The sequence below is a fragment of the Kitasatospora sp. NPDC058046 genome (assembly GCF_042885595.1).
GTDB lineage: Bacteria > Actinomycetota > Actinomycetes > Streptomycetales > Streptomycetaceae > Kitasatospora.
Genome location: NZ_JBHVRS010000026.1, coordinates 124,414 through 150,515, shown reverse-complemented (window position 1 = coordinate 150,515; position 26,102 = coordinate 124,414). Strand labels below are relative to the sequence as shown.

Below are 26,102 nucleotides of genomic sequence, written 5' to 3'. Positions count from 1 at the left end.
AAGGAACGGACGCTTCCTTCGGACCGCCTTCCAGCGGACCCTCCGGGCTTCGTTCTTTCGTGTTTCCAGCTTATCAGATGTTTTCCGCTCCGTTTTCCGGAGTTTCATTCATCGGATTCACTTTCCACTTTGCCGCCCCGGTCTCCCGCGGCGACTCCGGAACTGTACGGGCACCGGCACGTCACATGCAAATCGCCCCTGCCCGGGCTCCCGGGCAGGGGCGATCAGTGCCGATCAGGGCCGGCCGGAGCCGGCCCGAGCCGGGTCAGCGAACCTCGGTGATCTCCGGGCCGCGCGCGAACGGGTCGAGCGCGGTACCGCCGAAGCGGTTCTCGCCCTCACCGGCGGCGGCGGTCGCCCCGCCACCGTCGGCGACCATCTGGGCGTCCTCGGGAAGCTTCAGGACGATCGGGTCGCGGGGAGCCATCGGGGACTCGCCGCGCACGACGACCGTCTGCCGGAAGACCTGCTCCAGGATCCCGGCCATCTCCGGCTGCACGGCGGCCTGGCCCGAGATCACGCCGCGCAGGAACCAGCGCGGACCGTCGCAGCCGACGAACCGCACCAGCTGCACGCCCTGGGTGCCGTCCGGCAGCTGCACGGGGACCCGGGCGCGGAGGTGCCAGCCGAGCGGGCCCTCCTCCTCCTCGATGAGGCCGCCCTGCGAGGTGATGCCGTTGGCGATCTCCTCCCGGACCTCCCCCCAGATGCCCTCCGACTTCGGGGCCGCGAAGGCCTGGAGCTGGATGGCGCTGTTTCCGAGCACAAGGGTTGCCGCCACGATCGCGTCACCGGCGACCTCGACGCGCAGCTCCATGCCCTCGACGCCGGGGACCAGCAGACCCCCGAGGTCGACGCGCCCCTCCTCGGGGTTCTCCAGCTCGGAGTGGTCCCACGGACCGTCCGGCCGGGGGGCCGGCGGCAGGCCGACCCTGTCGGCCGGGTCCAGCTCGGTCACGTTCTCGCTCTCGGCGGAACCTTCGACGTCATCGGCCGTCTCGTCGGCGCTGATGGCGTCGTCGGCGAGCTGCTCGACAGCGTCCTCGCTCTTCTGGCGACGACGGAACACGGTCACTGCCCTTCCCGGTCCAAGACCGATGCGAATGCCTGCTCGGCTTCCTGCGAGGCCGCGGGCATGCTAGACCGCGGCATGGCCGCCGGTCGACCCGAACCCGCCCTCGGCGCGTGCCGACCCAGGCAGCTCCTCCACCTCGTGGAAACGGGCCTTCTCGACCTGCTGGATCACCAGCTGGGCGATTCGGTCCCCTCGGCGGAAGCTGACCCCCTCGCGCGGGTCCAGATTGACGACGATCACCTTGATCTCTCCACGGTACCCGGCATCGACCGTCCCCGGGGCGTTCACGAGGGCAACACCGCAACGAGCTGCCAGGCCCGACCGGGGGTGGACGAAGGCCGCGTAGCCGTCCGGCAGGGCGATGGCGATGCCGGTGGGCAGCATGACCCGCTCGCCGGGGGCCAGCTCCGCGTCGACGGTGGTGCGCAGGTCGGCACCGGCGTCCCCGGGCTGCGCGTAGGCGGGCAGCGGCAGCTCGGGGTCGATGCGCTTGATCAGGACGTCCAGCTGCGGGCGGGGGGTGTCGCTCAAGGGTTCACCTCAAAGGCTCGTGCGCGCTTCATCAGATCCGGGTCGTCGAGGACCTTCTCGATGTCCTCGGGACGACCGTGCGTGGTGAAGTGTTCCAGCTTTACCTGGATGAAGAGGGCCTGGGACCGGACGGCGACCGGCCCGTCCGGTCCGCCGATCCGCGCCTCGGCGGCGCTGTAGATCTTGCGGCCGTGCACGCCGGTGATCCAGGCGCGCAGGTGCAGCACCGAGTCGACGGGCACCGGGCTGAGGAAGTCGGTCTCCAGCCGGCCGGTCACGGCGGGGGCGTGCAGCAGCCAGTTGAGCGTGCCGAGGGTCTCGTCCATGGCGGTGGTCAGCAGCCCGCCGTGGGCCAGGCCGGGGCCGCCCTGGTGGGCGTCGCGGACGGCGAACTCGGCGGTGACGTCGAGTCCCTCTCCGGCGACCGCGTCGATCCGCAGGCCGCCGGGGTGCTGCGGGCCGCAGCCGAAGCAGTGCTCGTAGTGGGAGCCGAGCCGGGTGCCGGGGGCGGGCGCCTGGGGGTGGCGCTCCGGCAGGACGGCGTCCGGCGGCGGGGTGGTCGGGGACGGCGGTATGGCGGGCGCCGGCCGGTCGGTGGGGGTGCTGGGGGCTGTCGTACCGGTCACGGGGCCCCAGCCTACCCAGGGGTAGCGGGCCTCCGGTGGGGGTGGCGTCCCGGGCCGGACGTCAGGGCGACCACAATGGAGGCATGTACGACGAACGCCTCACGGTGCCGCGCTCCTGGTGGCTGCTCCCGATCGCGCTGGGCCTCACGTTCGCGCTGATCCTGATCCGGGTCAGCGGTCCGGCCGCGCTGATCGGACTGGTGGTCGGCATCGCCGCCGGCGCGGTCGCGATCAGCAGCTACGGCTCGGCCCGCATCCGCGTGGTCCAGGGCTCCCTGGTGGCCGGCCCGGCCCGGATCCCGGTGGACGCGCTCGGCGACGCGCAGGCGCTGAGCCCCGCCGAGGCGGCGGCCTGGCGCGGCCGGAAGGCCGATCCGCGCGCCTTCATGCTGCTGCGCAGCTACGTCCCGACGGCGCTGCGGGTCGAGGTGACCGATCCGACCGACCCGACGCCGTACCTCTACCTGTCGACCCGCTCGCCGATGAAGCTGGCGGAGGCACTGGAGGACGCCCGGCGCGGCGCCCGCACCTGAGGCGGACCGGGCCGGGCCGCGAGGCGGTCGGGCCCGGACACGAGCCGGACGGAAGAGGCCGGACAAACGGAGAGGGACGGTTCCGCTGCTGCGGGACCGTCCCTACGACTTTGTCCTGACCGGTCGACCGGCCGACTCCGTCCTCCCGGGCCCGTCCAGACGGACGGTGCCCGGACCTGCCGTCCGGCCCCGCTGCCCGGGGCCGGAAGGAGCGGTGTACCGGTCCCGCGGGCGCAGCCGCGGGCACCGGGTCCTGTCCGCCGCGGTGCTCAGGCGCCGCAGTCCCGGCAGATCGGGTTGCCGTTCTTCTCGCTGTAGAGCTGGCTGCGGTGGTGCACGAGGAAGCAGCTCATGCAGGTGAACTCGTCCGCCTGCTTCGGCAGGACACGGACGGCGAGCTCCTCGTTCGAGAGGTCGGCACCGGGGAGCTCCATGCCCTCGGCGGCGTCGAACTCGTCGACGTCGACAGAGCTGCCGCCCTTGTCGTTCCGCCGAGCCTTGAGCTCCTCGATGCTGTCTTCGTTGAGCTCGTCGTCGGTCTTGCGTGGGGTGTCGTAGTCGGTTGCCATTTTTCGCTCTCCCCCTCCGGGTTGTGCGGTGTGTGCGGTATCTCCAGCGCACGTAACGCATGGGGGGTCGGTCTTGTGCCCGACCCGAGGCGGAGATTTTGCCTTACTTCAAGCCCTGTTACTCAATCGACACTCAGCCCGGGCTCCATCGGGGTGATCCCCAGGGCTGTGGAAGGCCTCACGCTGGGCCATCACCAGCCTTCCGGGGACCCGGTAAACCGACCACGCACAGTGAGCACAATCGGTGTGGATGTCTGGGGAATCCCTTGTCCATCAGGGATGCCGACCGATTCCGCGGACCGACCGGTGACCGGAATCCGGTCACGGACGGCGATCGACACCCCCGATCAGGTGATCACTCTCCGGGGTTGCCCGGAATCGTGGAGCGACACGGTGTGAGCTTGGTCACGTTCAGAATCATCCAGGGCAAACCGCGGGAAATCCACCCACTCCGACCGCTCGGTCCAGCATCTCAGCCGGCGTTCTTCCGGGCCTCCCGGCGTGCCAGCAGGGCGGCCTGGCGCTCCTCGAACTTCCGGGCCTGGCCGTCCAGCCCGTCGAGGAAGACGCCCAGCTCGTTCTGCGCCAGCAGGCCCTCCGGGCCGAGCCCGCCGATCTCCATCACCTTGAGGTGGCGCAGCACCGGCTGGAGCACGTCGTCGTGGTGGATGCGCAGGTTGTACACCCCGCCGAGGGCGATCTGCGCGGCGGCGCGCTCGAAGCCGGGGATGCCGTGGCCGGGCATCCGGAAGTCGGTGACCACGTCGGCGACGGCCCGCATGGCCTGGTCCGGGGCGATCTCCAGGGCGGCCTTCAGCAGGTTCCGGTAGAAGACCATGTGCAGGTTCTCGTCGTTGGCGATCTTCGCCAGCAGCTGCTCGCACAGCGGGTCGCCGGCGTACCTGCCGGTGTTGCGGTGCGCGATGCGGGTGGCGAGCTCCTGGAAGGCCACGTACGCGACGGAGTGCAGCATGCTGTGCGCGTTGTCGGACTCGAAGCCCTCCGACATGTGGCTCATCCGGGCCCGCTCCAGCTCCACCGGGTCGACCGCGCGGGTGGCGAGCAGGTAGTCGCGAATGGCTATTCCGTGCCGGCCCTCCTCGGCCGTCCAGCGGTGCACCCAGGTGCCCCAGGCGCCCTCGCGGCCGAACATGGTCGCGATCTCGTGGTGGTAGCTGGGCAGGTTGTCCTCGGTCAGCAGGTTGACCACCAGCGACACCCGGCCGACCGGGGTCACCTTGGAGTGCTCCAGCGACCAGGCCTCGCCGCCCAGCACGCCGTCGAAGTCGCGGCCCTGGCTCCACGGGACGAACTCGTGCGGCATCCACTCCTTCGCCACGCCCAGGTGGCGGTTGAGCTCCTTCTCGACGACCTCTTCGAGGGCGAGGATCAGCCGCGCGTCGGTCCAGCCGCTCGCGACGAGCGGGGAGCTGCTCTGCACAGGGGCGATGGTCACGGTGGTGCTCCTGAGGGGACGGCACGCGCTGGGACGGGCGCGCTGGACGGGGACACGTCGTGGACCCGTCGGCGGGGCGCCGACGGACTCACCTACGGTTGCGTAGGTTACGACACCGTAAGTTGCTCGGGCCGGAAAAGACAAGCCGCCCCCGCCAGGCCTTATGTCGTCTTGACGGGCCTGGCGGGGGCGGCTGGAAACGGTCGCCCGCGGAAGGGGCGTTCGACCCTTACGGCGAGGGGATGCGGACCCTCATGGTGAGGCCGCCGCCGGCGCGCGGCGTGGCCTCGATGGTGCCGCCGTGGGCGCGCACCACCGAGCGGACGATGGACAGGCCGAGCCCGACCCCCTTGTCGCTGCGGGTGCGGTCGGCGCCCTTGACCCGGCGGAACGGCTCGAAGATGTGCTCCAGCTCGTACCCGGGCACCACCGGGCCGGTGTTGGAGACCACCAGCTCGCCGCCGCCGGGCACCGCGGTGGTGGCCAGCTCGACCCAGCCGCCCGGGGTGTTGTACCGGACGGCGTTCTGCAGCAGGTTGAGCGCGAGCCGCTCCAGCAGCACGCCGTTGCCGGCGGCCATCGCCGGATCGAGCTTCGAACGCAGCTCGACCTCGCGCTTGTCGGCCTCGCCCCGGGTCTGCTCCAGCGCCCGGGTGGCCACCTCGGACAGCTCCACCGGGCGCCGGTCGGTCAGCTCGTTCTCGCTGCGGGCGAGCAGCAGCAGGCCCTCGACGAGCTGCTCGCTGCGCTCGTTGGTGGCCAGCAGGGTCCTCCCCAGCTGCTGGAGGTCGGAGGAGGTCGCCGGGTCGGAGAGCTGGACCTCCAGCAGGGTGCGGTTGATCGCCAGCGGGGTGCGCAGCTCGTGCGAGGCGTTGGCGACGAAGCGGCGCTGGGAGTCGAAGGAGCGGTCCAGCCGGTCCAGCATGCCGTCGAAGGTGTCGGCGAGCTCCTTGAGCTCGTCGTCCGGGCCGTCCAGCTCGATCCGGCGGTGCAGGTCGGAGGAGGCCACGTCGCGGGCGGTGCGGGTGATCCGGCCGAGCGGGCGCAGGACCCGGCCGGCCATCGCGTAGCCCGCCGCGAAGGCGATCACGGCGAGGCAGAGCAGCATGGTCAGCGACTTGCGCAGCAGGGTGTTGAGCGCGGAGTCGGAGCGCGCCAGGAAGTCGGCGGCCTGCAACTGGTTGTAGCTCGTGCTGTTCATCGTGGAGTGGACGCCGTCCGGGCCGGTGACCTGGATGCTGCCGTCGAAGACCAGGTTGCGCGGTGCCAGGTACGAGACGGCGTCCTGGAAGAACACGTACATCAGCAGCAGCAGCACCACGCCGGCCATCAGGAACATCCCGCCGTAGAGCAGGGTGAGGCGCATCCGGATGGTGGGGCGGAAGGGGAACCAGGCGAGCATGCCGTCGCCGGGGACGTAGGGCCCGGGGCGGTGGACGCGCGGCGGGGTCAGGGGCTTCGGCGGGACGGCACGCGGGCCGCCGGCGGGCGCGCCGGAGGCCCCGCCGGCCGGGGGCGGGGTGGTCATGATGGTCCTCTCGGGGCGTCCGCCGGGGCGGGCGCTTACGGCGGGGAGTCTCGGGGTGGGCGGACTCCGGTCGTCAGATCCGGTAGCCGGAGCCCGGCACGGTGACGATCACCGGCGGGTCCCCGAGCTTGCGGCGCAGCGTCATCACGGTGACGCGCACGACGTTGGTGAACGGGTCGGTGTGCTCGTCCCAGGCCTTCTCCAGGAGCTGCTCGGCGGAGACGACGGCACCGCCGGCCCGCATCAGCACCTCCAGGACGGCGAACTCCTTGGGGGCGAGCTGGACGGTGCGCCCGTCGCGGATCACCTCGCGCCGGCCGGGGTCGACCGAGATGCCGGCCCGCTCCAGCACCGGGGGCAGCGGGATGGTCGCGCGGCGGCCCAGCGCCCTTACCCGGGCGACGAGTTCGCTGAAGGCGAACGGCTTCGGAAGGTAGTCGTCCGCGCCGATCTCCAGGCCCTCGACCCGGTCGCTGATGTCGCCGGAGGCGGTCAGCATGATCACCCGGGTGGCCAGGCCCTGCTCGACCACCTTGCGGCAGACGTCGTCCCCGTGGACCAGCGGAAGATCGCGGTCCAGGACGACGACGTCGTAGTCGTTGACCGCGATGCGCTGGAGCGCGGCCTCCCCGTCGTACACAACGTCGACGGCCATCGCCTCGCGGCGCAGACCGGTCGCGACGGCCTCTGCAAGCAGCTGCTCGTCCTCGACGACGAGAACCCGCACGGTCGTTGTCCCTTCTCCAGGCCGGCCCCGGAAGCGGACGCACGGCTCCGACGGTGCCTCCATCCTGCCTGGTCGGGCGGTAAAGCAGCGATAAGCTGCCCCTCGGGCACGGAACCCGGGTCCGCGGCGGTCACTGTTCGCATCCGCACCACTCCGCTTGGACTGTGACACGGGCAACTTTCTCGCGCCGAAAGGTTTCCCCGCCCTGGGGGCGGGGAGGACAGCTGCACACCCGCGATCTGGCTGACGGCCGATCGCACCCACCCGCCGTGCGTTCATCCGCGCCGGCCCTGGGGCTGGGACATCACCGGGAGCGGCCGAAGGGCCGTCTCCGCACCCGTCCGGACTGCCACCACCTTCCGGCCTGGGTGCTTTCACCGGCTGGACCTTCCCCGGGGCGGAGAGCGCACGACCGTGCACGTCCGACACAGTAAGGGGGCCCGTATGGACGCCTTCAAGGCCGGAATCCTGCAGCGCATAGCCAACGCCGAGCAGGACCTGCACCGCGCGATCGAGGCCGGGGACGAGTTCCTCGCCGAGGTGGAGCAGTCCGAGCTGGACGACCTCCGCCGACTCGCCGCCGAGCACGGCGTGGACACGGTGCTGGAGCGCCACCGCACCGCTGCCTGACCCGTCCGGCACACCGACCCGTCGCCGGACCTCCGGCACCAGCGGCCCTACGGGGGCCGTGCGAAACCCAGGCCCTGGCATCCCCCGTATGTCAGGGCTCTTCGCATGTCCGGGGCCTTCGCACCCGGGCCCGTCGCACGTCCGGGCCGTCCCGCCGCCGGGTTCCGGCAGCGGGCCGGCGGAACCGGTCAGTCCGCCCAGGCGCGCAGCGCGGCCAGCCGCTCCTGGAGCGGCTGGTACACGCCCGGAGCGGCGGCCACGGTCAGCTCGCCGTCCGGCCCGTGCCCGGGCCGGCCGCCGACCAGGGCGCCGGCCTCGGTGGCGATCAGGCAGCCGGCCGCCCGGTCCCAGGGGGCCAGGCCGCGCTCGTAGTAGCCGTCCAGCCGCCCGGCGGCGACGTCGCACAGGTCCACCGCGGCCGCCCCGCCCCGGCGGATGTCCCGCACCTCCGGCATCAGCGCCAGCAGCACCTCGGCCTGCCGGACCCGCACCGGCTGGACGTAGTTGAAGCCGGTGGCGATCAGCGCCTGGCCCCAGGGCGGGGCCGGGCGGGCCGAGAGCGGGCGGCCGTCGAGGCGGGCGCCGCGGCCCAGGACGGCGTGGAACAGCTCGCCGCGGGCCGGCGCGTACACCACGCCGACGACCGCCCGGCCGTCCACCTCGGCGGCCACGCTGACCGCCCAGGAGGGCAGCCCGTAAAGGTAGTTGACCGTTCCGTCGAGCGGGTCCACGACCCAGCGGACCCCGCTGGTGCCCGGCCGCTCGGCGCCCTCCTCGCCCAGGTAGCCGTCCTCGGGGCGGCGGTCGGTGATCAGCTCCAGGACGAGCTTCTCGGAGGCGAGGTCCATCTCGGTGACCACGTCGACCGGACTGCTCTTGGTACCGGCCACGCCGAGGTCGGCCGGGCGGCCGTCGCGCAGCAGGGCGCCGGCCTGCCGGGCCGCGTCCAGGGCGACCTCCAGCAGGTCGTCGAGGAGGCCGTCGTCGGGCAGGGCGGGGGTGGGCACGGGGGTTCTCCTCCGGGGCGACGGGACGAGCGGGACGAGCGGGACTGGCGGGACGGATGGAGCGGGCGCGACGGGCGGTCAGCGCTCGGCGACGGCCGGACGCGGGGCCCGCGGGTTGGGGCAGCAGGCCACCGCGCACACGTCGTGGCTGGGGCCGAGGGCGCCCAGGGCGCAGCGGGTCACCGGCTCGCCGCGCTCGGTGGCGGCGCGCTCCAGGACGAGCTCGCGCACGGCGGCGGTGAACCGGGGGTCGGCGCCGACGGTGGCGGCGCGGGAGACCGGCAGGCCGATCTCCGCGGCCTTGGCGACGGCCTCGGTGTCGAGGTCGTACTTGACCTCCATGTGGTCGGAGACGAAGCCGATCGGGACCATCACCACGGCGGGCGCGCCGTCGGCGTGCTGGGCCTCCAGGTGGTCGCAGATGTCGGGTTCCAGCCACGGGATGTGCGGGGCCCCGCTGCGGCTCTGGTAGACCAACTCCCACGGCCGGTCGGCCACGCCGGTGCGCTCGGCCAGCGCGGCGGCGATCAGCCGGGCCACGTCCAGGTGCTGGGCGACGTACGCGCCGCCGGGCTCACCGCGGGCCGGGTCGTCCGGGGCGCCGGAGGACTCGGCCATGGAGTGCGGGATGGAGTGGGTGGTGAACGCCAGCCGGGCGCCGGCGCGGACGGCCTCGGGCAGCTCGTCCAGGGCGGCCAGGGCGGCGTCGACCATCGGCTCGACGAAGCCCGGGTGGTTGTAGAAGTGCCGCAGCTTGTCGACCCGCAGGGCGGGCCCGCCCTCCTCGGCGAGCGCGGCCAGCGCGTCGGCCAGGTTCTCCCGGTACTGGCGGCAGCCCGAGTAGCCGGCGTACGCGCTGGTGGCGAGCACGGCGATCCGGCGGTGCCCGTCGGCGGCCAGCTCCCGCAGGGTGTCGACCAGGTAGGGCGCCCAGTTCCGGTTGCCCCAGTAGACCGGGAGGTCCAGCCCGTGCTCGGCGAAGTCCTCGCGCAGCGCGGCGAGCAGCTCGCGGTTCTGCCCGTTGATCGGGCTGACCCCGCCGAACATGAAGTAGTGCTTGCCCACCTCCTTCAGCCGCTCCTTGGGGATGCCGCGGCCGCGGGTGACGTTCTCCAGGAACGGGACGACGTCCTCGGGGCCCTCGGGCCCGCCGAAGGACAGCAGCAACAGGGCGTCATACGGCTGCGGCGCTGCCGGGGCGGCGCCGGACGGGGAGGGTTTGCGCGCGTCGGACATGGAACCGATCCTGCCACTGAGGGACCGGGCACCGTCGCCGGGGCCGCGCGAGTGCCCGGAAAATACCGTTTGCCAACGTACGTAAGCTGTGTTTGCCAGCCTTGTTCCTTACTCCCCCGCCCGGAGCTCCCGTGCTGTCCAGCTACCGCCAGATATTCGCCTCCCCCGGCACTCTGGCCTTCTCCACCACCGGCTTCGTCTCCCGACTGCCGATCTCCATGACCGGGATCGGCATCGTGACCATGCTGTCCCAGCTCCGGGGCTCCTACGGGGTCGCCGGCCTGGTCTCGGCCTGCCTCGCGGTCTCCGCCGCGATCCTCGGCCCGCAGGTCTCCCGGCTGGTGGACCGGCACGGCCAGCGCAGGATCATCGTCCCCGCCATGGCGCTCACCATCGTCGCCGTCACCGGCCTGCTGCTCTGCGCCCGGCTGGAGGCCCCGGACTGGACGCTGTTCGTCTTCGCCGCCGGCATGGGCGTGATGCCGAGCACCGGCGCGATGGTCCGCGCCCGCTGGGCCCACCTCTACCGCGAGGACACCGGCAAGCTGCACACCGCCTACTCCTTCGAGGCCGTGGTCGACGAGGTCTGCTTCATCGTCGGCCCGATCCTCTCCATCGGCCTCGCCACCTCCGTCTTCCCCGAGGCCGGCGTACTGCTCGCCGGGATCTTCCTCGCCGTCGGCGTCCTGCTGTTCGCCGGGCAGCGCTCCACCGAGCCGCCGGTCCATCCGGCCGCCCGGCAGGAGGGCGGCTCGGTCATCCTCAACCGCGGCCTCCAGACGCTGATCCTGACCTTCGTCGCCACCGGCGCGATCTTCGGCTCGGTCGAGGTGGTCACCGTCGCCTACGCCGAGGCCCAGGGCCACAAGTCGATCTCCAGCGTGATCCTCGCCCTGTGGGCGCTCGGGTCCTGCCTGGCCGGGGTCGTCTTCGGCACCCTCAAGCTCACCGGCTCGATGGCGGTCCGCTTCCTCGTCGGCGTCCTGTTCATGGCCGTCAGCATGGTGCCGCTGCTGCTGGTCGCCCACGCGGTGCACGGCATCGGCGGGCTGGTCGTGGTCGGAGCCGCGCTGCTGGTCGCCGGCATCGCCATCTCCCCCACCCTGATCACCGCGATGGCCCTGGTCGAGCGGCTCGTCCCGGCCGCCCAGCTGACCGAGGGCATGACCTGGACCACCACCGGCCTGGCCCTCGGCGTCGCGGCCGGCTCCTCGGCCGGCGGCTGGGTGATCGACGCCTCCGGCGCCGCCGCGGGCTACTGGGTGCCGCTGGCCGCCGGCCTGCTCGGAGTGGTCGCCGCCCTCGCCGGCCTCGGCCGGCTGCGCGCCGGCCTGACCGCCGAAGCCGGCGCCGGGACGGCCGCCGAAGGGGCCGGACGGACCGTAGACGCCGAACGGTGAACTGACTAGCCTCGCCCTACCCACGGGGCTACCCATGGGTAGGGCGGCTGCGCCGCCCCGGACCGCGCCGAACCCGTTCGGCCACGGAGCAGGAGGCAGCGCAATGCCCCAGGCCAGTACCGCGACCCCCACCCGGTGGACCAACTGGGCCGGCAACCAGAGCGCCCGGCCCGCCCGGGCCGCCGCCCCCGGCACCGTGGAGGAGCTGGCCAGGGAGATCCGGCGGGCCGCCGAACAGGGCCGCACCGTCAAGGCCGTCGGATCCGGCCACTCCTTCACCTCGATCGCCTCCGCCGACGACGGCGTCCAGATCCGCCCGCACGCGCTCACCGCCGTCCGCGAGATCGACCGCGAGGCCGGCACCATCACCGTCGAATCCGGCCTCCCGCTGCACCGGCTCAACCGCGTCCTCGCCACCGAGGGCCTCTCGCTGACCAACATGGGCGACATCGAGGTCCAGACCGTGGCCGGCGCCACCAGCACCGGCACCCACGGCACCGGCCGCGACTCCGGCTCGCTGGCCGCCCAGATCCGCGCGCTGGAGATCGTCCTCGCCGACGGCACCGTCCGGCACTGCTCCCCCACCGAGAACCCCCGGCTCTTCCAGGGCGCCCGGCTCGGCCTCGGCGCCCTCGGCGTGATCACCGCGCTCACCTTCGGCGTCGAACCGGCCTTCCTGCTCACCGCGCACGAGCAGCCGATGGGCTTCGACGAGGTGCTGGAGCGCCTGGACGACCTCACCGCCGTCAACGAGCACTTCGAGTTCTACTGGTTCCCGCACACCGACCGCTGCTCCACCAAGCGCAACAACCGCAGCCAGGGGCCGGCCGCCCCGCTGCCCCGGTTCAAGGAGTGGCTGGAGGACGACTTCCTCTCCAACACCGTCTGGGAGGGGGCTTGCCGGGTCGGCCGGCGCTTCCCCGGCTCGATCCCCTCGATCGCCTCGCTGGCCAGCCGGGCCTGGTCCGAGCGCAGCTTCACCGACACCGCGTACAAGGTGTTCACCAGCCCGCGCAAGGTCCGCTTCGTGGAGATGGAGTACGCGGTGCCGCGCGCGGCCGTCGGCGAGGTGCTGCGCGAGCTGAAGTCCCTGGTCGAGCGCTCCGACTGGAAGGTCGGCTTCCCGGTCGAGGTGCGCTTCGCCCCCGCCGACGACCTCTGGCTCTCCACCGCCTCCGGCCGGGACAGCGCCTACATCGCCGTCCACCTCTACCGGGGCACCGCCGACCAGGGCTACTTCACCGGCGTGGAACAGCTGATGACCGCCCATCAGGGACGGCCCCACTGGGGCAAGCTGCACACCCGCGACGCCGCCTACCTGGCCGACGTCTACCCGCACTTCGGCGACTTCACCGCACTGCGCGACGAGGTCGACCCGCGGCGGCTGTTCGGCAACGACTACCTGCGCCGGGTGCTGGGCGACTAGGGCGTCGCCGCGTTGTTCCCGTCGGCCGGCGGCGGGGCCACCGGCGCCTTCGCCGGTTCGTTCGCCGGGGCGCTGTTCGGCGCCGTCGGCTGCGGGGTCGCTCCGCCGGTGGGCTTCCCGCCGCCCGCCGACGGGGAGGCGCCGGCCGACGGGGTCGCGGTCGGGCCGGCCGAGGGCGAGCCCGTCCCCGCGCCGGTGCTCGGCGTGTCGACCGGCTCCCGGCCCGGCCGGGTGGTCGACGGGGCGGAGGCGCCACCGGAGGGCGCGTTGTCCTGCCCCTGCTTCCCGTTCCCGCCCTGGGACGGCCGCTCCGGCGGGGCGTCCTGTTGCCGGGAGGACTTGGGCGCCACCGAGCCGCCGAAGGACGTGCCGTTGCCGGACTCGCCCTTGACCGTCGCCGACACCGGCTGCCCGGTGGCCAGTTCGAACACCACGATCGGCGTCATCGCCAGCACGAAGACCAACCCGGACACCGCCGCGTACGTCTTCCAGCCCCACCGGCGACGCGCCCGGACCACCTGCGGCTCGTTCCACTCCGAGGTGATCACCGGCGGCTGCACCCGCGTCTCCGGCAGCTCGGACTCGACCGGCACCTGGCGCAGGGTGTTGGCGGCCTGGTTCGGCCCCCGGTCCACCGCCTCGCGCAGCTGCTCGCCGGTCCGCTTGAAGATGTGCTGGAACACCGCGCCGCCGGTGGTGGCCCCGATGCTCACCACGGCGGCGCCCAGGATCGTGCCGTACACCCCCAGTTCGGAGGCCAGCAGCGCACCCACCACCGTGGCCAGCGCACTCGCCGCGACCTGAGCCACACTCAGATCGATGCGCCTGCGCTCCTCCTTGGCCTTGCCGCCCTCCTCGGCGGGGCTCCGCTCCGGCATCAACATCCCTCGGTCCCTACGGCTGTTCTTCGTACAAGGCTCTCCATCTTGCCCAAAGAAGGACACAAGGGACGAAAATGCGGTTCTCGGCGCCCGGATTGTGTGAAGATGATCACCGTCCGTCCGGCGGTGGTCCGCCATCGGGGGAGCACGCTCTTGAGATTCCCGTGAATCGCGGGAGACTTGAGCGGCGAGCCGCCCCTGTGGATGCCACGAATGGAGTACTGTTCGTAAAGCCCGAGCCTTGGGTCGACTTGTCGACTGCGCCCCCACCGGCAGCTTGACAAGGAGACACGGACCGGGCACGCACGGCGACGCCCGTCCCGGAACGTCGCGTTCACTGCGCGTGCGAGGACGGCCGGGACACCCAGGCGCGACGTCAACCGATGGCGTGGCAAAAAGGCAACCGTGCCACAGCGGCGTGCGCGGGCGTAAGCCCGACACGCCGGGGAACTCAGCAAGGTTGTGGCCAGTCGCGAGTGGGCAGGCCACACTCAGTACGGGAGCAACGACGCAGGTGACGTCGGCAGGCACCACCCGGGAGGTAACCGTGCCCGAACTGCGGGTTGTGGCCGTCAGCAACGACGGCACACGGCTGGTGCTCAAGGCTGCCGACAGCACGGAGTACACCCTTCCCATCGACGAACGGCTGCGCGCCGCCATCCGTGGCGACCGGCCGCGCCTCGGCCAGATCGAGATCGAGGTCGAGAGCCACCTCCGCCCCCGGGACATCCAGGCGCGGATACGAGCCGGTGCCTCCGCGGAGGAGGTCGCCCAGGCCGCCGGGATCTCCGTCGACCGCGTCCGCCGCTTCGAGGGCCCGGTGCTCGCCGAGCGCGCCTTCATGGCCGAGCGCGCCCGCAAGACCGCCATCCGCCGCAACGGCGAGTCCCCCGGCCCGCAGCTCGGCGAGGCCGTCGCCGAGCGGCTCGCGCTGCGCGGCGCCGAGAAGGAGACCGAGCGCTGGGACTCCTGGCGGCGCGACGACGGCACCTGGGAGGTCATCCTCTCCTACCGGGCCGACGGCGAGGGCCGCAGCGCCTCCTGGACGTACGACCCGCCCCGGCGCCTGGTCCAGCCCAACGACGACGAGGCCCGCGCGCTGATCGGCGAGAACGTCGAGCGCGAGGAGGAGTCGGTCTTCCCGTTCATCCCGCGGATCGCCCGGCTCCCCCAGGACCGGCCGCCCCGCCCGATGATCGACCGGCCCTCGGCCGACCGCATCATGTCGTCCCGCGAGGTCCGCGAGTCGCGGGAGGCCACCGCCGACGCCCGGGACTCGCTGACCAGCCTGCTCGACGTGGTCCCCGCCTTCCGCGGCGACCTCGCCGTCGGCGCCCCCGCCCCGATCGAGCCGGTGCCCGCGGAGGTCGCCGAGGAGACCGAGGAGTCAGCCGCGGCGGCCGCCGCCCCGGCGGTCGGCGCGGGCTCGGCCTACGCCGACATCCTGATGCCGCGCGCCGTCGCCCCGCACCGCGAGCGCCTGGTCGGCACCACCGACCGGCAGGCCGAGGCGGACGGCGTCCGGCCCGGTCGCCGGGCCACCGTGCCCAGCTGGGACGAGATCGTCTTCGGCAGCCGGCGCAAGAAGCAGGAGTAGCGACGCCGAAGGGGCGGGAGGCCGGGCCTCCCGCCCCTTCGGCATGCCCGGGGAGATCAGCCCGGCTGGTCGGTGACCGCCACCGGACGCGCCCCGTCGCTCGACCACTCGCTCCACGAGCCCGGGTACAGCGCGGCCGGCAGGCCCACCACCTCCAGCGCCAGGACCTGGTGCGCCGCCGTCACGCCCGAGCCGCAGTACACCGCCGTCTCCCGCTCCCCCGCGCCCAGCCCACGGAACCGGGCGGCCAGCTCGGCGGCCGGCCGGAAGCGGCCGTCCGGGCCCACGTTGTCGGCCGTCGGCGCCGAGACCGCGCCCGGGATGTGCCCGGCCCGCGGGTCCACCGGCTCGGTTTCGCCCCGGTAGCGCTCCCCGGACCGGGCGTCCAGCAGCAGGCCGCGGCGGGCCCAGGCCGCGGCGCCGTCCCCGTCCACCGTCGGCAGCTGCCCCGGCACCGGCTTGAAGTCACCCTCGCCGGGCTCCGGCAGCTCGGCCGTCACCGGCAGCCCGGCCGCCTGCCAGGCCGCGAAGCCGCCGTCCAGCACCCGGACGTCCCGGTGCCCGGCCCAGCGCAGCAGCCACCAGGCCCGGGCCGCCGCCATCGAGGCCGCGCCGTCGTACACCACGACCGGGCGCCCCGCGCTCACCCCGAAGCGGCGCATCGCCGCGCCGAACTCCTCCGGGTCCGGCAGCGGGTGGCGCCCGCCCCGGCCGGGGGCGCCGGGCGGGGCCGCCAGGTCCCGGTCCAGCTCCACGAAGTGGGCGCCGGGCAGGTGGCCGGCCCGGTACTCCTCGGCCGCGGTCGGGCCGCCCGGCGCGGCACCGACCAGCTGGTAGCGCACGTCCAGCAGCACCGGCGGCAGCGTGGAGGCCAGCGCCTCCCGCAGCCCGGCCGCGGAGATCAGCGGGGAACCGTCGTTGTAGGTGGTGGTCATGGCGGCCATTGTCGCGCAGCGCCGCCCCGGCGGCGGGTGATCGGGATTCCCGCCGCCCCCGGACCCGGCGGAATCCGACGCGAATCCGGCGGGAAACCGCGGGACACGCCCGACCCGTCGCTCTTTGTGGGGTCTTTGCCGGACTTTCCGCGCGGCCCGAGGGTTGGGCGCCCGCCAGGGTGGAAGCATCACCCTCGCGCGCGAGGATTTCCGTGCGCCAACCACCCACGAGGAGGCCCGCATTGCCCGCGGTGGAACTCCGACTGGCCCAGGGCACGCCCTGCTGGGTCAGCCTGCTGACCGACGACCTGCCCGGCGCCCGCGCCTTCTACGGCGCCCTGCTCGGCTGGACGTACACGCCCGGGCCCGGCCAGCTCGGCGACTACGTCCGGGCCGAGCTCGACGGGGCACCGGTGGCCGGCCTCGGCGTCTCCACCGCCACCGGCTTCCCGGTGCAGTGGACCACCTACTTCGCCGTGGACGACGCCGACCGCACCGCCCAACTGGTGCGCGAGTGCGGCGGAACCGTCGCCGTCGGGCCGCTCCAGGCCGAGCGCGCCGGGCGGATGGCCATCGCCGCCGACGTCTCCGGCGCGGTCTTCGGCCTCTGGCAGGGCGAGGAGCACCTCGGCCGGGAGGCCGGCCGCGAACCGGGCGCCCCGGCCTGGGCCGAACTGCTCACCCCCGACGCGGAGGGCGCCGCCGGCTTCTACTCCACCGTCCTCGACCGCCCGGTCCGCTCCGGCCCGGAGGAGACCGCGCTGCTGGTGGACGGCCGGCCGGTCGCCGGCATCCGGCACCGCGCCGAGCTGCGCGGCCACCCGCCGCGCTGGCGCACCCACTTCGTGGTCCGCGACGCCGAACTGACCGCCCGGCACACCCTCGGACTCGGCGGCCGGGTCCTGGTCGAACCGCACGACACCGCCCGCGGCCGCGCCGCCCGGCTGGCCGACCCGCAGGGCGGGCACTTCTCCGTCCTGGAGGTGCTTCCCTAGGGCCCCGGCTCTCAGGCCTGCTGCTCCTCGAAGGGCAGCACGTCCGGGGAGAGCACCGAGGCGTGCGCCGTCGCGGCGGTCAGCCGGCGGCGGTGGTGGCGGCGGCACAGCACCTCGTAGCCGACCTCGTCCCGGTCCACCGAGATGTCGCCGATCACCACCTGGGCGCCCTCGACGACCATCACCCCGCCGACCGTCCGGGCGTTGTGGGTGGCCCGCGCACCGCACCAGCAGAGCGCCTCGACCTGGAGCACCTCCACCCGGTCGGCCAGCTCGATCAGCCGCTGCGAGCCCGGGAACAGCCGGGTGCGGAAGTCGGTGGTGATCCCGAAGGTGTAGACGTCGATGTCCAGTTCGTCCACCACCCGGGCCAGCTGGTCGACCTGCTCGGCGGCGAAGAACTGGGCCTCGTCGCAGATCAGGTAGTCCACCCGGCCGCCGGCCGACAGCCGGTGCACCACGTGCGCGTGGAAGTCGAAGTCGTCCGTCACCTCGACCGCGTCGGCCCGCAGGCCCAGCCGGCTGGAGATCGTCGCCGCGCCCGCCCGGTCGTTGCGGGTGAGGATCACTCCCTGCCGGCCGCGCGCGGTGTGGTTGTGGTCCATCTGCAGCGCCAGCGTCGACTTGCCGCAGTCCATCGTGCCCGAGAAGAACACCAGTTCAGCCATGGGTGGAGCAAGGGCCTTTCACATCAAGGGAATTCGGGCGCAGAAGAGTCGATCGAGCGGCTCAGCCGCGGACTTCGAGCAGCGGCACGAACTGCTCGACCGGGGTCATCGAACCGTGCAGACCGATCATCGCGGACTCGCCGGGCTCGTTGCGGGAGGCGGTGATCGCGATGTCGTCGCGCGCCGCGGCGACCACGTCGCCGATCCGCGCGTACACCCGCTCGTCCACGGCCGGGCCGAACCAGCCCGCCGCGATCGCCTGGTCCCGGGTGGCCACCCACATCCGGTCGCCCAGCACCTCGCTCCAGACCGCGTGCACGTCGGCCGCGGCCCCCGGCACCGCGTACACGTGCCGGGCCCGGCCCTCGCCGCCGAGCAGGGCGACGCCGGCGCCCAGCTCCCAGTCCTCGTCGAAGTCGATCCGGTCCTCCGGGGCGATGTCGATCATGCCGTGGTCGGCCGTCACGTACATCGCCGAACGCGGCGGCAGCTGCGCGGCCAGCCGGCGGGCCAGCCGGTCCACCGCGTCCAGCGTCATCCGCCACTCGTCCGAGTCCACGCCGAAGCGGTGGCCCGCGCCGTCCAGCTCGCTGACGTACGTGTACACCAGCGCCCGGTCGTGCTCGGCCAGCCAGGAGGCCGCCAGGTCCATCCGCTCCTCGCCCGTGGTGCGGCCGAGGAAGGTGCCGCCGGACAGCGCCACCCTGGTCAGCGGGGTCTGGGCGAACAGCGGGGAGGAGACCTGCGCGGTCGCCACCCCGGCCTGGTGGGTGCGCTCGAAGACCGTCGGGTACGGCTGCCAGGCGTGCGGCTCGGTCGGCGGCTGCCAGCGCAGCTGGTTCATCAGGTAGCCGGCGCCCGGCACCGCCACCGTGTACCCGGCCAGGCCGTGCAGGCCCGGCGGCGTACCGGTGCCGACCGAGGCCAGCGAGGTCGCCGTGGTGGACGGGAAGCCCGCGGTCAGCGGACGGCCGCTGCCCCCCATCGAGCTCCCGGCCAGCGAGGACAGGAACGGCGCGTACTCGGGGTGGCGCAGCAGCAGCTCCCAGCCCAGGCCGTCCACCAGGAACACCACCACCCGGTCCGCCGGGGCGATCGGGAGCGTCGCGGTGAACCCGGGGACGCCCAGCCCCGCCGCCACCGAGGGCAGCAGGTCGCACAGCGAACCACTGCCGTACGGGGGCGCGGGGGCCGTGGCCGGGTCAAGGATCTCGAAGGCGTCGTAGCCGTCGGCAGGAACGAAGGACATGGAACCGGATTCGTAGCGGTGCGGTCGGTCGGAAGCGGCGGAACTCAGACCCGCGGGCCGGTGCTGATCGTCGCGTCGGACAGCGCCCGGGCAAACACCAGCGCCTGGGACACCGTCTCCGGGCCGTCGCCGGCCTCGCTCACCCGCAGGGAGAGGTCGTCGGCCGTGGCCGAGCCGGTGTAGCCGTGGTCGGCCTCGCAGTTCGGGTCCGAACAGCCGGCCGGCTCCAGGTCCAGGCGCTGCACCGCGCCCCAGCCGATCGTCAGCACCACCTCGCGCGGCAGGGTGCCCGGGGTGTACGTCTCCGGGTTCGCCACCATCCGGCTCACCACCACCGAACCGATCCGGTCCAGCCGGACGCTCTCCGTCGAGGTCGTCGCGAACGGCACCGCCGGGCTGCCCTCGGCCCCGGACTGCTCGTCCGTGTGGCTCACCACGAACCGAGTCGGGGTGAGGACCAGCACCGTGACGTGCCGGCGCACCTCGTTGGCGTCGAAGGTCGTCTCCTGGTGCACCAGGTAGGAGCTGATCGGCTCCGGGCCCACCGCGGACTCGACCGCCTCGGACACCAGGGCCGGGTAGTAGCCGCTGCGCTCGATAGCCGAGCGCAGGTCCTGAGTGGTGGTGGTACCGGTCTTCGCCATATCTCCATCCTGGCATGGTCCGCCGACGAAGCGGGCGGCACGGCGCCGAGCTTCGGACAACAGCGCCCGGGCAGGGCGCAACCAAGGAAGGTTACAGCGTGCTCATCGCGCGCGGGCCCAGATCGCTGCGGACCGGCAGCGGCGCCACCCGCACCCGCGCCCCCAGGATCGCCAGTCCGTGCGGGGCCACGACCACCGGTTCGAGATCCACCGAGGCGATCTCCGGCACGTCGTCCACCAGCTGCGACACCCGTAGCAGCAGTTCCTCCAGCGCGTCGGTGTCCACCGACTCGGCGCCGCGCCAGCCGAACAGCAGCGGCGCCGCCCGCACCTCCCGGATCAGCCCGGCGACGTCCTGGTCGGTGGCCGGAACCAGTCGGTGCGCGGTGTCGCCCAGCAGTTCGGCCGGGGCGCCGGCCAGGCCGAAGGAGAGGATCGCGCCGACCGCCGGGTCCACCGTGGCGGCGATCACGGTGTCCACGCCGCGCGGCGCCATCCGCTGGACCACCAGCTCGGCCTGCGCGGCGCCGCCGAGCAGCGCGTCCAGCTCGCGGTGGGCGCGGCGCAGGCCCGCCTCGTCGGTCAGGTCCAGCCGGACGCTGCCCAGGTCGGGGCGGTGGCGCAGGTGCGGGGCGGTCGCCTTGAGGGCCACCGGGTAGCCGAGCGCCGCGGCGGCCGCGACGGCGGCCTCCTCGTCCGGGGCCGGCCGCACCGGCGAGACGTCGATCCCGTAGCGGGCCAGCAGCTCCTGTGCCTCGGCCTCGGACAGGGTGATCCGGGCACCACCGGGCTGGGTGCGTGCGGCGACGGCGGCCCGGGTGCTCAGCGCCGCCTCCACCAGCCGGCGGGCGCCGGGCTCGTCGATCCGGTCCAGCTCGGGGACGCGCGCCGTCTCCTCCGCCGCGGCCGTGCGGCGGCGCCACTGCGCGTAGTGCACGGCGTGGGCGAGGGCGTGCACGGCCCGCTCGGGCGCCGCGTACGCGGGGATGCCGCCGGGGCGCAGCCGGACCGGCAGGTCGGTCAGCGCCAGGTGGGTGAGCAGCAGCGGCTTGCCCAGCTCCCGGGCGCGGCCACCGGCTTCGAGCAGCGCGGCGGCGATCTCCGGGTCGTCCGAGCCCATCGCGGGGTCGTCCTCGCCGGTCAGCCGGCCGCCCATGAAGGCGTGGGCGGAGGTGCCGATCGGCGGGATGGCGACGGCGATCACCGCGTCCACGGCCGGGTCGGCGAGCGCGACGTCCAGGGCGATCCGGAAGTTCTCGCCGGTCGCGGCGGTGGTGAGGTCGACGGGCGTGCACGGGCGCAGGCCGGCGCTCAGCAGGGCGTCGTAGGTGAGCAGGCCGAGCGAGTCGGAGTTGCCGACCACCGCGACCCGGTTCCCCGGCGGCAGCGGCTGCTGGGCCAGCAGCTCGCCGGTGTCGTACAGCTCGGTGATGGTCGACACCCGGATGACGCCCGCCTGCTCGAACAGCGCGTCCACGGTGGCGTCGCGCAGGCCGGTGGCGGTGGCGGGGACGGCGTGGCCGGGCGGCAGGCTGCCGGTGTGCCGGGCGCCCTTGACCACCACGACCGGCTTGACGGCGGCCAGCCGGCGGGCGATCCGGGTGAACTTGCGCGGGTTGCCGAAGGACTCCAGGTACAGCAGCACCACCTGGGTGGCCTCGTCCTCGGCCCAGTACTGGAGGAAGTCGTTGCCGGAGACGTCGGAACGGTTGCCGACCGAGGCGAAGGAGGAGACGCCGAGGCCGCGCTTGTGGGAGGCCTCCAGCAGGGCCACGCCGATCGCGCCGGACTGGCAGAAGATCCCGAAGCCGCCGCGGCCGGGCAGGCGCGGGGCGAGCGAGGCGTTCAGCGGGCGCTCGGGGTCGGTGTTGATCAGGCCGAAGGCGTTCGGGCCGATCACCCGCATGCCGGCCGCGCGGGCCTGGCGGACCAGCGCGCGCTGCCGGTCCCGGCCCTCCGGACCGGTCTCCGCGTAGCCGGCGGTGACCACCACCAGGCCCTGCACCCCGTGGGCGCCGCACTCGGCGACGGCGGCCGGGACGGCGCCCTCGGGGACGGCGATCACCGCGAGGTCCACCGGCCCGGGAATGTCCAGAATCGAACGGTGGACCGGGACGCCGTCCAGCTCGGTGCCGGGCGCGGCGTTGCGGTTCACCGCGTACACCGGGCGGTCGGCCGGGGCCTCGTCCCCCAGCAGGTCGCGCAGGATGGCCCGGCCGACGGTCTGCGGGGTGCGGGAGACCCCGATCACCGCCACCGAGCGCGGGGTGAGCAGGCGCTGCACCGAGCGCGCCTCGGCGCGGTGCTCGCGGGCGCGCATCACGGCGAGCGAGCGGTCGGTCTGCTCCAGGTCGAACTCCAGGTGCACCACGCCGTCGGCGAAGCTGCGGTGCTGGGTGTAGCCGGCGTCGGTGAAGACCTTCACCATCTTCCGGTTCTCCGGCAGCACTTCGGCCTGGAAGCGGCGGATGCCGCGCTCCTGCGCGACCGCCGCGATGTGCTCCAGCAGGGCGGAGGCCACGCCGCGGCCCTGGTGAGCGTCCTGCACCAGGAAGGCCACCTCGGCGTCGGTGCCGGTCTCGGAGGGGCGGCCCTCGGCGTCGATCCGGTCGTACCGGACGGTGGCGATGAAGCGGTCGCGGACCACCACCGCGAGGCCCACCCGGTTCACGAAGTCGTGGTGGGTGAAGCGGCGGACGTCCTTGTCGGAGAGCCGCGGATAGGGGGCGAAGAACCGGAAGTACTTGGACTGGTCCGACACCTGCCCGTAGAACTCCACGAGCCGTCCGGCGTCGTCGGGGGTGATCGGCCGGATCCGGGCCGTACCTCCGTCGCGCAGCAGGATGTCCGCTTCCCAGTGCTGCGGATAGTCGGGTTGCGCGGGGTTCGCCACCGCGGGGTCTTCCACATTCGTCAGGTTATCCGGCGGCGAGCCGAATGGCGCCGGGCGCGTGCTCACGGCAGGGTGGACAGGGCCGTCGACCGGGGTTTATGCCCCGAAAAGAAACAATCACAAGTCCTGAACGCTGCGGTTCCCAGGGGCCGCCTGCGTGCAACACTGGTCTAGACAACATGGCCGTTTCCCCCCGCTCACCGAGCACGGCCGTGACCAGCTTCACCGGAAAGGCACGTCTCATGGCTGAGCGCCGCGTCACCATCGGTTGGGCCGAGGGCCTGCACGCCCGTCCCGCCTCCGTCTTCGTCCGGGCCGTCACGGCCACCGGCGTGCCGATCACCATCGCCAAGCCGGGCGGCAACCCGGTCAACGCCGCCTCCATGCTCGGCCTCCTCGGCCTGGGCGCCCAGGGCGGCGACGAGGTCATCCTCGCCTCCGACGCCGAGAACGCCGATGACGCGCTCGACCGCCTCGCCAAGCTCGTCTCCGAGGGCCTCGACGAGCTCCCCGCCGCGGCCTGAGCCGCGCAGCACGCACCCGATCGGGGTGCCGCCGGATTCCGGCGGCACCCCGATCGGCTTTCCGGCCGCCGTGCTCCGGCCGGCCTGGTCAGCCCTTGACGCAGACGACCTGCTTGAGGTGCGCGACCACCTCGACGAGGTCCTTCTGCTGCTCGATGACCTTCTCGATGTTCTTGTAGGCGCCCGGGATCTCGTCCACCACGCCGCCGTCCTTGCGGCACTCCACGCCCTTGGTCTGCTCGACCAGGTCCTGGGTGGTGAACCGCTTCTTCGCGGCGTTGCGGCTCATCTTGCGGCCGGCGCCGTGCGAGGCCGAGTTGAACGACGACGCGTTGCCCAGGCCGCGGACGATGTAGGAACCCGTCCCCATCGAGCCGGGGATGATCCCGAGATCGCCGGAGCCGGCCCGGATCGCGCCCTTGCGGGTCACCAGCAGGTCGACGCCGTCGTACCGCTCCTCCGACACGTAGTTGTGGTGGCAGCTGATGACCTCGTCGAAGGTCACCCCGGCCTTGGTGAACTCCCGACGGACGACGTCCTGGAAGAGTGCCATCATCAGCGCGCGGTTGAGCTTCGCGTACTCCTGGGCCCAGAACAGGTCCTGCCGGTAGGCACCCATCTCCGGGGTCTTCGCGAGGAAGACGGCCAGGTCCTGGTCGATCAGGCCCTGGTTGTGCGGCAGCGAGCGGGCGACGCCCATGTGGTGCTCGGCCAGCTCCTTGCCGATGTTGCGCGATCCGGAGTGCAGCATCAGCCAGACCGCGTCAGTCGTATCAACGCACAGTTCTATGAAGTGATTTCCTCCGCCGAGCGTCGCCATCTGCTGCATCGCCCGCTCGCGCCGCCACTTGACGTCCTCCGCGATGCCATCGAAGCGCTGCCAGAAGTCGTCCCAGCCCGCCGTGCGGAAGCCGTGCAGCTTGGACGGGTCCACCGGGTCGGTGTGCAGGCCGCGGCCGACCGGGATGGCCCGCTCGATCTCGCGGCGCAGGCCGGAGAGGTCGTCCGGGAGGTCCTCGGCGGTGAGCGAGGTCTTCACCGCGCTCATCCCGCAGCCGATGTCGACGCCGACGGCCGCCGGGCAGACCGCGTCCTTCATGGCGATGACGGAGCCGACCGTCGCGCCCTTGCCCAGGTGGACGTCGGGCATCACGGCGAGGCCGTGCAGCCAGGGCAGCGAGCTGATGTTGCGCAGCTGCTGGAGGGCCTGGCCCTCGACGGTGGCCGGGTCGGTCCACATCCGGATCGGGACGCGGACGCCGGGTACCTCGGTGTACGACATGGGTGAACGACCTCCAGGGGTCGGGTGGTTCGGGGAAGGTGGTGCCGCGCGAGGAATCCCGGCGCGGCTCGGGGAAGTTCAGGGGGGTGGGGCTCAGGCGCCCGGGGCGACGATGCAGGGGGAATACGGCCTCGGGGAGCGTCGTATGGCTTGCTCGACCCGCATGGTGACCGCCTCCCTTCCTTCGTCGCAGTTCGCACGTGCTGTGCGTCGGGGAACATCTATCCACGGAACGGGCGCGGCCCGCAACGGATTTAAAAACGCGTCCGGCCCGGCGGAGCGGATGCTCCACCGGGCCGGAGGGTGTTCCGGGAGGGGCCGTCAGCTGACGACGGTGACCTCGCCGATGCCGAGCGCCCGCACGTCGTCGGCGATCACGGCGGCGTCGCCGACCAGGACGGTGACCAGGCGGTCCGGCGGGAAGGCCGCGACGACCGCCTCGGTGGCGGCGGCGGTGGGCAGTTCGGCGAGCTGCCGGTAGACCTCGGCCTGGTAGTCGTCCGGCAGGTACTGCTCGACCTGGTCGGCCAGGGTGCCGGCGACCGAGCCCGCGGTCTCGTACTTCAGCGGGGCGACACCGACCAGGAACTGCACGGCCTCGTCGCGCTCGGCGTCGGTGAGGCCCTCGGCGGCGAGGGTGCGCAGGATGACCCAGGTGTCGGCCAGCGCGGGGGCGGTGGAGGCGGTGTCCACCGAGCCGCTGATGGCGAGCATGGCGCGCCCGCTGCCGTCGGCGGCCGAGCGCAGCGGCTGGGCGAAGGCGCGCACGCCGTAGGTGTAGCCCTTCTCCTCGCGCAGGACGCGGTCCAGGCGGGAGGTGAGGGTGCCGCCGAGGCAGTAGGTGCCGAGGGTCTGGGCGGCCCAGACCGGGTCGTGGCGGTCGGGTCCGATCCGGCCGATGAGCAGCTGGGTCTGGACGGAGCCGGGGCGGTCCACGATGACGACGCGGCCGTGGTCGTCGCCGGTGACCGGGGCGTGGACGGACGGCTCGGCGACCGTTCCGGTCCAGGTGCCGAGGGTGCTCTCCAGCAGCGCGGGCAGGTCGACGCCGGTGAGGTCGCCGACCACCACGACGGTGCTGGTCGCGGGGCGCACGTGGCCGTCGTAAAAGGCCTTGACGGCGGCGCGGTCGATCGACTTGACGGTGTCGGCGGTGCCGGCGCGGGGCCGGGAGAGCCGGTCGGCGGCGTCGAAGAGCTCGGCGTACAGGGCCTTGGCGGCGCGCCGGGCGGGGTTGGCCTGCTCGTGGACGATCTCGTCCAGGCGGTTGGCGACCAGCCGCTCGATCTCCGCCTCGGGCAGGGCCGGGGCGCGCAGGGCGTCGGCGAGCAGGGACAGGCCGCGCTGGAGCCGGGAGGCGGGGACCTCCAGGGAGATCCGGATGCACGGGTGGTCGGCGTGCGTGTCGAGGGTGGCGCCGGCGCGCTCCAGCTCGGCGGCGTACTCCTCGGCGCTGAGGGTGTCGGTGCCCTCGCTGAAGGCGCGGGCGAGGATGCCGGCGACGCCGTCGAGGCCCTCGGGCTCGGCGGCGAGCGGGACGTCGAGCAGGACCTCGACGGCGACCAGCTGCTGGCCGGGCCGGTGGCAGTGCAGGACGGTGATGCCGTTGCCGAGGGCGGCCCGCTCGGGGGCGGGGAAGTCCCAGGGGCTGGGCGTGCCCGGCCGGGGCTGCGGGTGGAAGGTCATGGCG

At 73.3% G+C, this 26,102-nt stretch carries 23 protein-coding genes and 1 pseudogene; 7 read left to right on the top strand and 17 right to left on the bottom strand.

The genetic code is table 11. The features are described from left to right. Nucleotides 1-265 precede the first annotated feature (265 nt). The 3 genes and pseudogenes from ACFVU7_RS37680 to ACFVU7_RS37670 all read right to left on the bottom strand — a co-directional run bounded on the left by ACFVU7_RS37680 (nucleotide 266) and on the right by ACFVU7_RS37670 (nucleotide 2,181). Nucleotides 266-1,069, bottom strand: a complete 804-nt coding sequence (locus ACFVU7_RS37680; RefSeq protein ID WP_049657098.1) for a DUF3710 domain-containing protein — start codon at nucleotides 1,067-1,069, stop codon at nucleotides 266-268. A 2-nt stretch (nucleotides 1,070-1,071) separates the two neighbouring features. Then, a pseudogene (gene dut, locus ACFVU7_RS37675) lies at nucleotides 1,072-1,606 on the bottom strand (dUTP diphosphatase). Continuing rightward, the gene (locus ACFVU7_RS37670) at nucleotides 1,603-2,181 is read right to left on the bottom strand and encodes a PaaI family thioesterase (protein ID WP_049657100.1); all 579 of its coding nucleotides are present in this window, start codon (nucleotides 2,179-2,181) and stop codon (nucleotides 1,603-1,605) included. Before ACFVU7_RS37670 ends, dut begins: the two are co-directional and overlap by 4 nt. Before the next feature lie 134 nt (nucleotides 2,182-2,315). On the opposite strand from ACFVU7_RS37670, the gene ACFVU7_RS37665 reads away from it, so the two are divergent. Further along, nucleotides 2,316-2,765: a DUF3093 domain-containing protein gene (locus ACFVU7_RS37665; protein WP_049657093.1), complete on the top strand. Its 450-nt coding sequence runs from the start codon at nucleotides 2,316-2,318 to the stop codon at nucleotides 2,763-2,765. Nucleotides 2,766-3,034: 269 nt separating this feature from the next. Here ACFVU7_RS37665 and ACFVU7_RS37660 read toward each other — a convergent pair whose 3' ends face one another. From ACFVU7_RS37660 to ACFVU7_RS37645, 4 genes are all read right to left on the bottom strand, one after another. After that, on the bottom strand, nucleotides 3,035-3,334 hold the full coding sequence (locus ACFVU7_RS37660; RefSeq protein ID WP_030285479.1) for a DUF4193 domain-containing protein: 300 nt from the start codon (nucleotides 3,332-3,334) through the stop codon (nucleotides 3,035-3,037). Between the two features lie 472 nt (nucleotides 3,335-3,806). Continuing rightward, nucleotides 3,807-4,790, bottom strand: a complete 984-nt coding sequence (locus tag ACFVU7_RS37655) for an acyl-ACP desaturase (protein ID WP_074005648.1) — start codon at nucleotides 4,788-4,790, stop codon at nucleotides 3,807-3,809. A 229-nt stretch (nucleotides 4,791-5,019) separates the two neighbouring features. After that, nucleotides 5,020-6,318: a cell wall metabolism sensor histidine kinase WalK gene (locus ACFVU7_RS37650; RefSeq protein ID WP_074005649.1), complete on the bottom strand. Its 1,299-nt coding sequence runs from the start codon at nucleotides 6,316-6,318 to the stop codon at nucleotides 5,020-5,022. A 73-nt stretch (nucleotides 6,319-6,391) separates the two neighbouring features. Continuing rightward, nucleotides 6,392-7,045: a response regulator transcription factor gene (locus ACFVU7_RS37645; protein WP_049657097.1), complete on the bottom strand. Its 654-nt coding sequence runs from the start codon at nucleotides 7,043-7,045 to the stop codon at nucleotides 6,392-6,394. A 444-nt stretch (nucleotides 7,046-7,489) separates the two neighbouring features. Between ACFVU7_RS37645 and ACFVU7_RS37640 the strand changes: the two genes are divergently transcribed. Then, entirely contained in the window at nucleotides 7,490-7,675 is a 186-nt protein-coding gene (locus ACFVU7_RS37640) for a hypothetical protein (RefSeq protein ID WP_030057688.1), read from the top strand. Between the two features lie 188 nt (nucleotides 7,676-7,863). On the opposite strand, the gene ACFVU7_RS37635 is transcribed toward ACFVU7_RS37640, so the two are convergent. Both ACFVU7_RS37635 and ACFVU7_RS37630 read right to left on the bottom strand, forming a co-directional pair. Then, nucleotides 7,864-8,682, bottom strand: a complete 819-nt coding sequence (locus ACFVU7_RS37635; protein WP_079272792.1) for an inositol monophosphatase family protein — start codon at nucleotides 8,680-8,682, stop codon at nucleotides 7,864-7,866. A 78-nt stretch (nucleotides 8,683-8,760) separates the two neighbouring features. Next, nucleotides 8,761-9,918, bottom strand: a complete 1,158-nt coding sequence (locus tag ACFVU7_RS37630) for a ferrochelatase (protein ID WP_375876168.1) — start codon at nucleotides 9,916-9,918, stop codon at nucleotides 8,761-8,763. A 131-nt stretch (nucleotides 9,919-10,049) separates the two neighbouring features. On the opposite strand from ACFVU7_RS37630, the gene ACFVU7_RS37625 reads away from it, so the two are divergent. Continuing rightward, nucleotides 10,050-11,318: an MFS transporter gene (locus tag ACFVU7_RS37625; RefSeq protein WP_074005651.1), complete on the top strand. Its 1,269-nt coding sequence runs from the start codon at nucleotides 10,050-10,052 to the stop codon at nucleotides 11,316-11,318. A 103-nt stretch (nucleotides 11,319-11,421) separates the two neighbouring features. Next, nucleotides 11,422-12,744: a D-arabinono-1,4-lactone oxidase gene (locus ACFVU7_RS37620; protein ID WP_388050177.1), complete on the top strand. Its 1,323-nt coding sequence runs from the start codon at nucleotides 11,422-11,424 to the stop codon at nucleotides 12,742-12,744. On the opposite strand, the gene ACFVU7_RS37615 is transcribed toward ACFVU7_RS37620, so the two are convergent. Then, entirely contained in the window at nucleotides 12,741-13,622 is an 882-nt protein-coding gene (locus tag ACFVU7_RS37615) for a hypothetical protein (protein WP_388050175.1), read from the bottom strand. The two genes, ACFVU7_RS37620 and ACFVU7_RS37615, sit on opposite strands and share 4 nt — an antisense overlap. 517 nt (nucleotides 13,623-14,139) lie before the next feature. Between ACFVU7_RS37615 and sepH the strand changes: the two genes are divergently transcribed. Next, nucleotides 14,140-15,222 (top strand): septation protein SepH, encoded by a 1,083-nt coding sequence (sepH, locus tag ACFVU7_RS37610; RefSeq protein WP_074005654.1) that lies wholly within the window; start codon nucleotides 14,140-14,142, stop codon nucleotides 15,220-15,222. A 56-nt stretch (nucleotides 15,223-15,278) separates the two neighbouring features. Here the strand turns inward: sepH and ACFVU7_RS37605 are convergent, their stop codons facing one another. After that, nucleotides 15,279-16,157 carry a sulfurtransferase gene (locus ACFVU7_RS37605; protein WP_388050172.1) on the bottom strand — a complete coding sequence of 293 codons (879 nt, stop codon included), beginning with the start codon at nucleotides 16,155-16,157 and terminating at the stop codon, nucleotides 15,279-15,281. Nucleotides 16,158-16,408: 251 nt separating this feature from the next. Here ACFVU7_RS37605 and ACFVU7_RS37600 point away from each other — a divergent pair, with 251 nt between their 5' ends. Continuing rightward, complete coding sequence (locus ACFVU7_RS37600) at nucleotides 16,409-17,152, top strand: VOC family protein (RefSeq protein ID WP_310593192.1); 744 nt, start codon at nucleotides 16,409-16,411, stop codon at nucleotides 17,150-17,152. A gap of 11 nt (nucleotides 17,153-17,163) precedes the next feature. Here ACFVU7_RS37600 and ACFVU7_RS37595 read toward each other — a convergent pair whose 3' ends face one another. The 4 genes from ACFVU7_RS37595 to ACFVU7_RS37580 form a co-directional block, all read right to left on the bottom strand. Further along, nucleotides 17,164-17,820, bottom strand: coding sequence for a thymidine kinase (locus ACFVU7_RS37595; RefSeq protein WP_074005657.1), 657 nt, complete (start codon nucleotides 17,818-17,820; stop codon nucleotides 17,164-17,166). A gap of 61 nt (nucleotides 17,821-17,881) precedes the next feature. Beyond that, entirely contained in the window at nucleotides 17,882-19,069 is a 1,188-nt protein-coding gene (locus ACFVU7_RS37590) for an alkaline phosphatase family protein (RefSeq protein WP_049653320.1), read from the bottom strand. Between the two features lie 44 nt (nucleotides 19,070-19,113). Continuing rightward, nucleotides 19,114-19,713, bottom strand: coding sequence for a DUF5998 family protein (locus ACFVU7_RS37585; protein ID WP_049653318.1), 600 nt, complete (start codon nucleotides 19,711-19,713; stop codon nucleotides 19,114-19,116). Between the two features lie 91 nt (nucleotides 19,714-19,804). Further along, nucleotides 19,805-22,621 carry a GNAT family N-acetyltransferase gene (locus ACFVU7_RS37580; RefSeq protein WP_234348448.1) on the bottom strand — a complete coding sequence of 939 codons (2,817 nt, stop codon included), beginning with the start codon at nucleotides 22,619-22,621 and terminating at the stop codon, nucleotides 19,805-19,807. Nucleotides 22,622-22,848: 227 nt separating this feature from the next. Here ACFVU7_RS37580 and ACFVU7_RS37575 point away from each other — a divergent pair, with 227 nt between their 5' ends. Next, nucleotides 22,849-23,130, top strand: a complete 282-nt coding sequence (locus ACFVU7_RS37575; protein ID WP_049653316.1) for an HPr family phosphocarrier protein — start codon at nucleotides 22,849-22,851, stop codon at nucleotides 23,128-23,130. 88 nt (nucleotides 23,131-23,218) lie between these two features. Here ACFVU7_RS37575 and ACFVU7_RS37570 read toward each other — a convergent pair whose 3' ends face one another. Both ACFVU7_RS37570 and ACFVU7_RS37565 read right to left on the bottom strand, forming a co-directional pair. Beyond that, the gene (locus ACFVU7_RS37570) at nucleotides 23,219-24,412 is read right to left on the bottom strand and encodes an RtcB family protein (protein ID WP_387829453.1); all 1,194 of its coding nucleotides are present in this window, start codon (nucleotides 24,410-24,412) and stop codon (nucleotides 23,219-23,221) included. A gap of 321 nt (nucleotides 24,413-24,733) precedes the next feature. After that, nucleotides 24,734-26,098, bottom strand: a complete 1,365-nt coding sequence (locus tag ACFVU7_RS37565; RefSeq protein WP_388050187.1) for a M16 family metallopeptidase — start codon at nucleotides 26,096-26,098, stop codon at nucleotides 24,734-24,736. Nucleotides 26,099-26,102 lie beyond the last annotated feature (4 nt).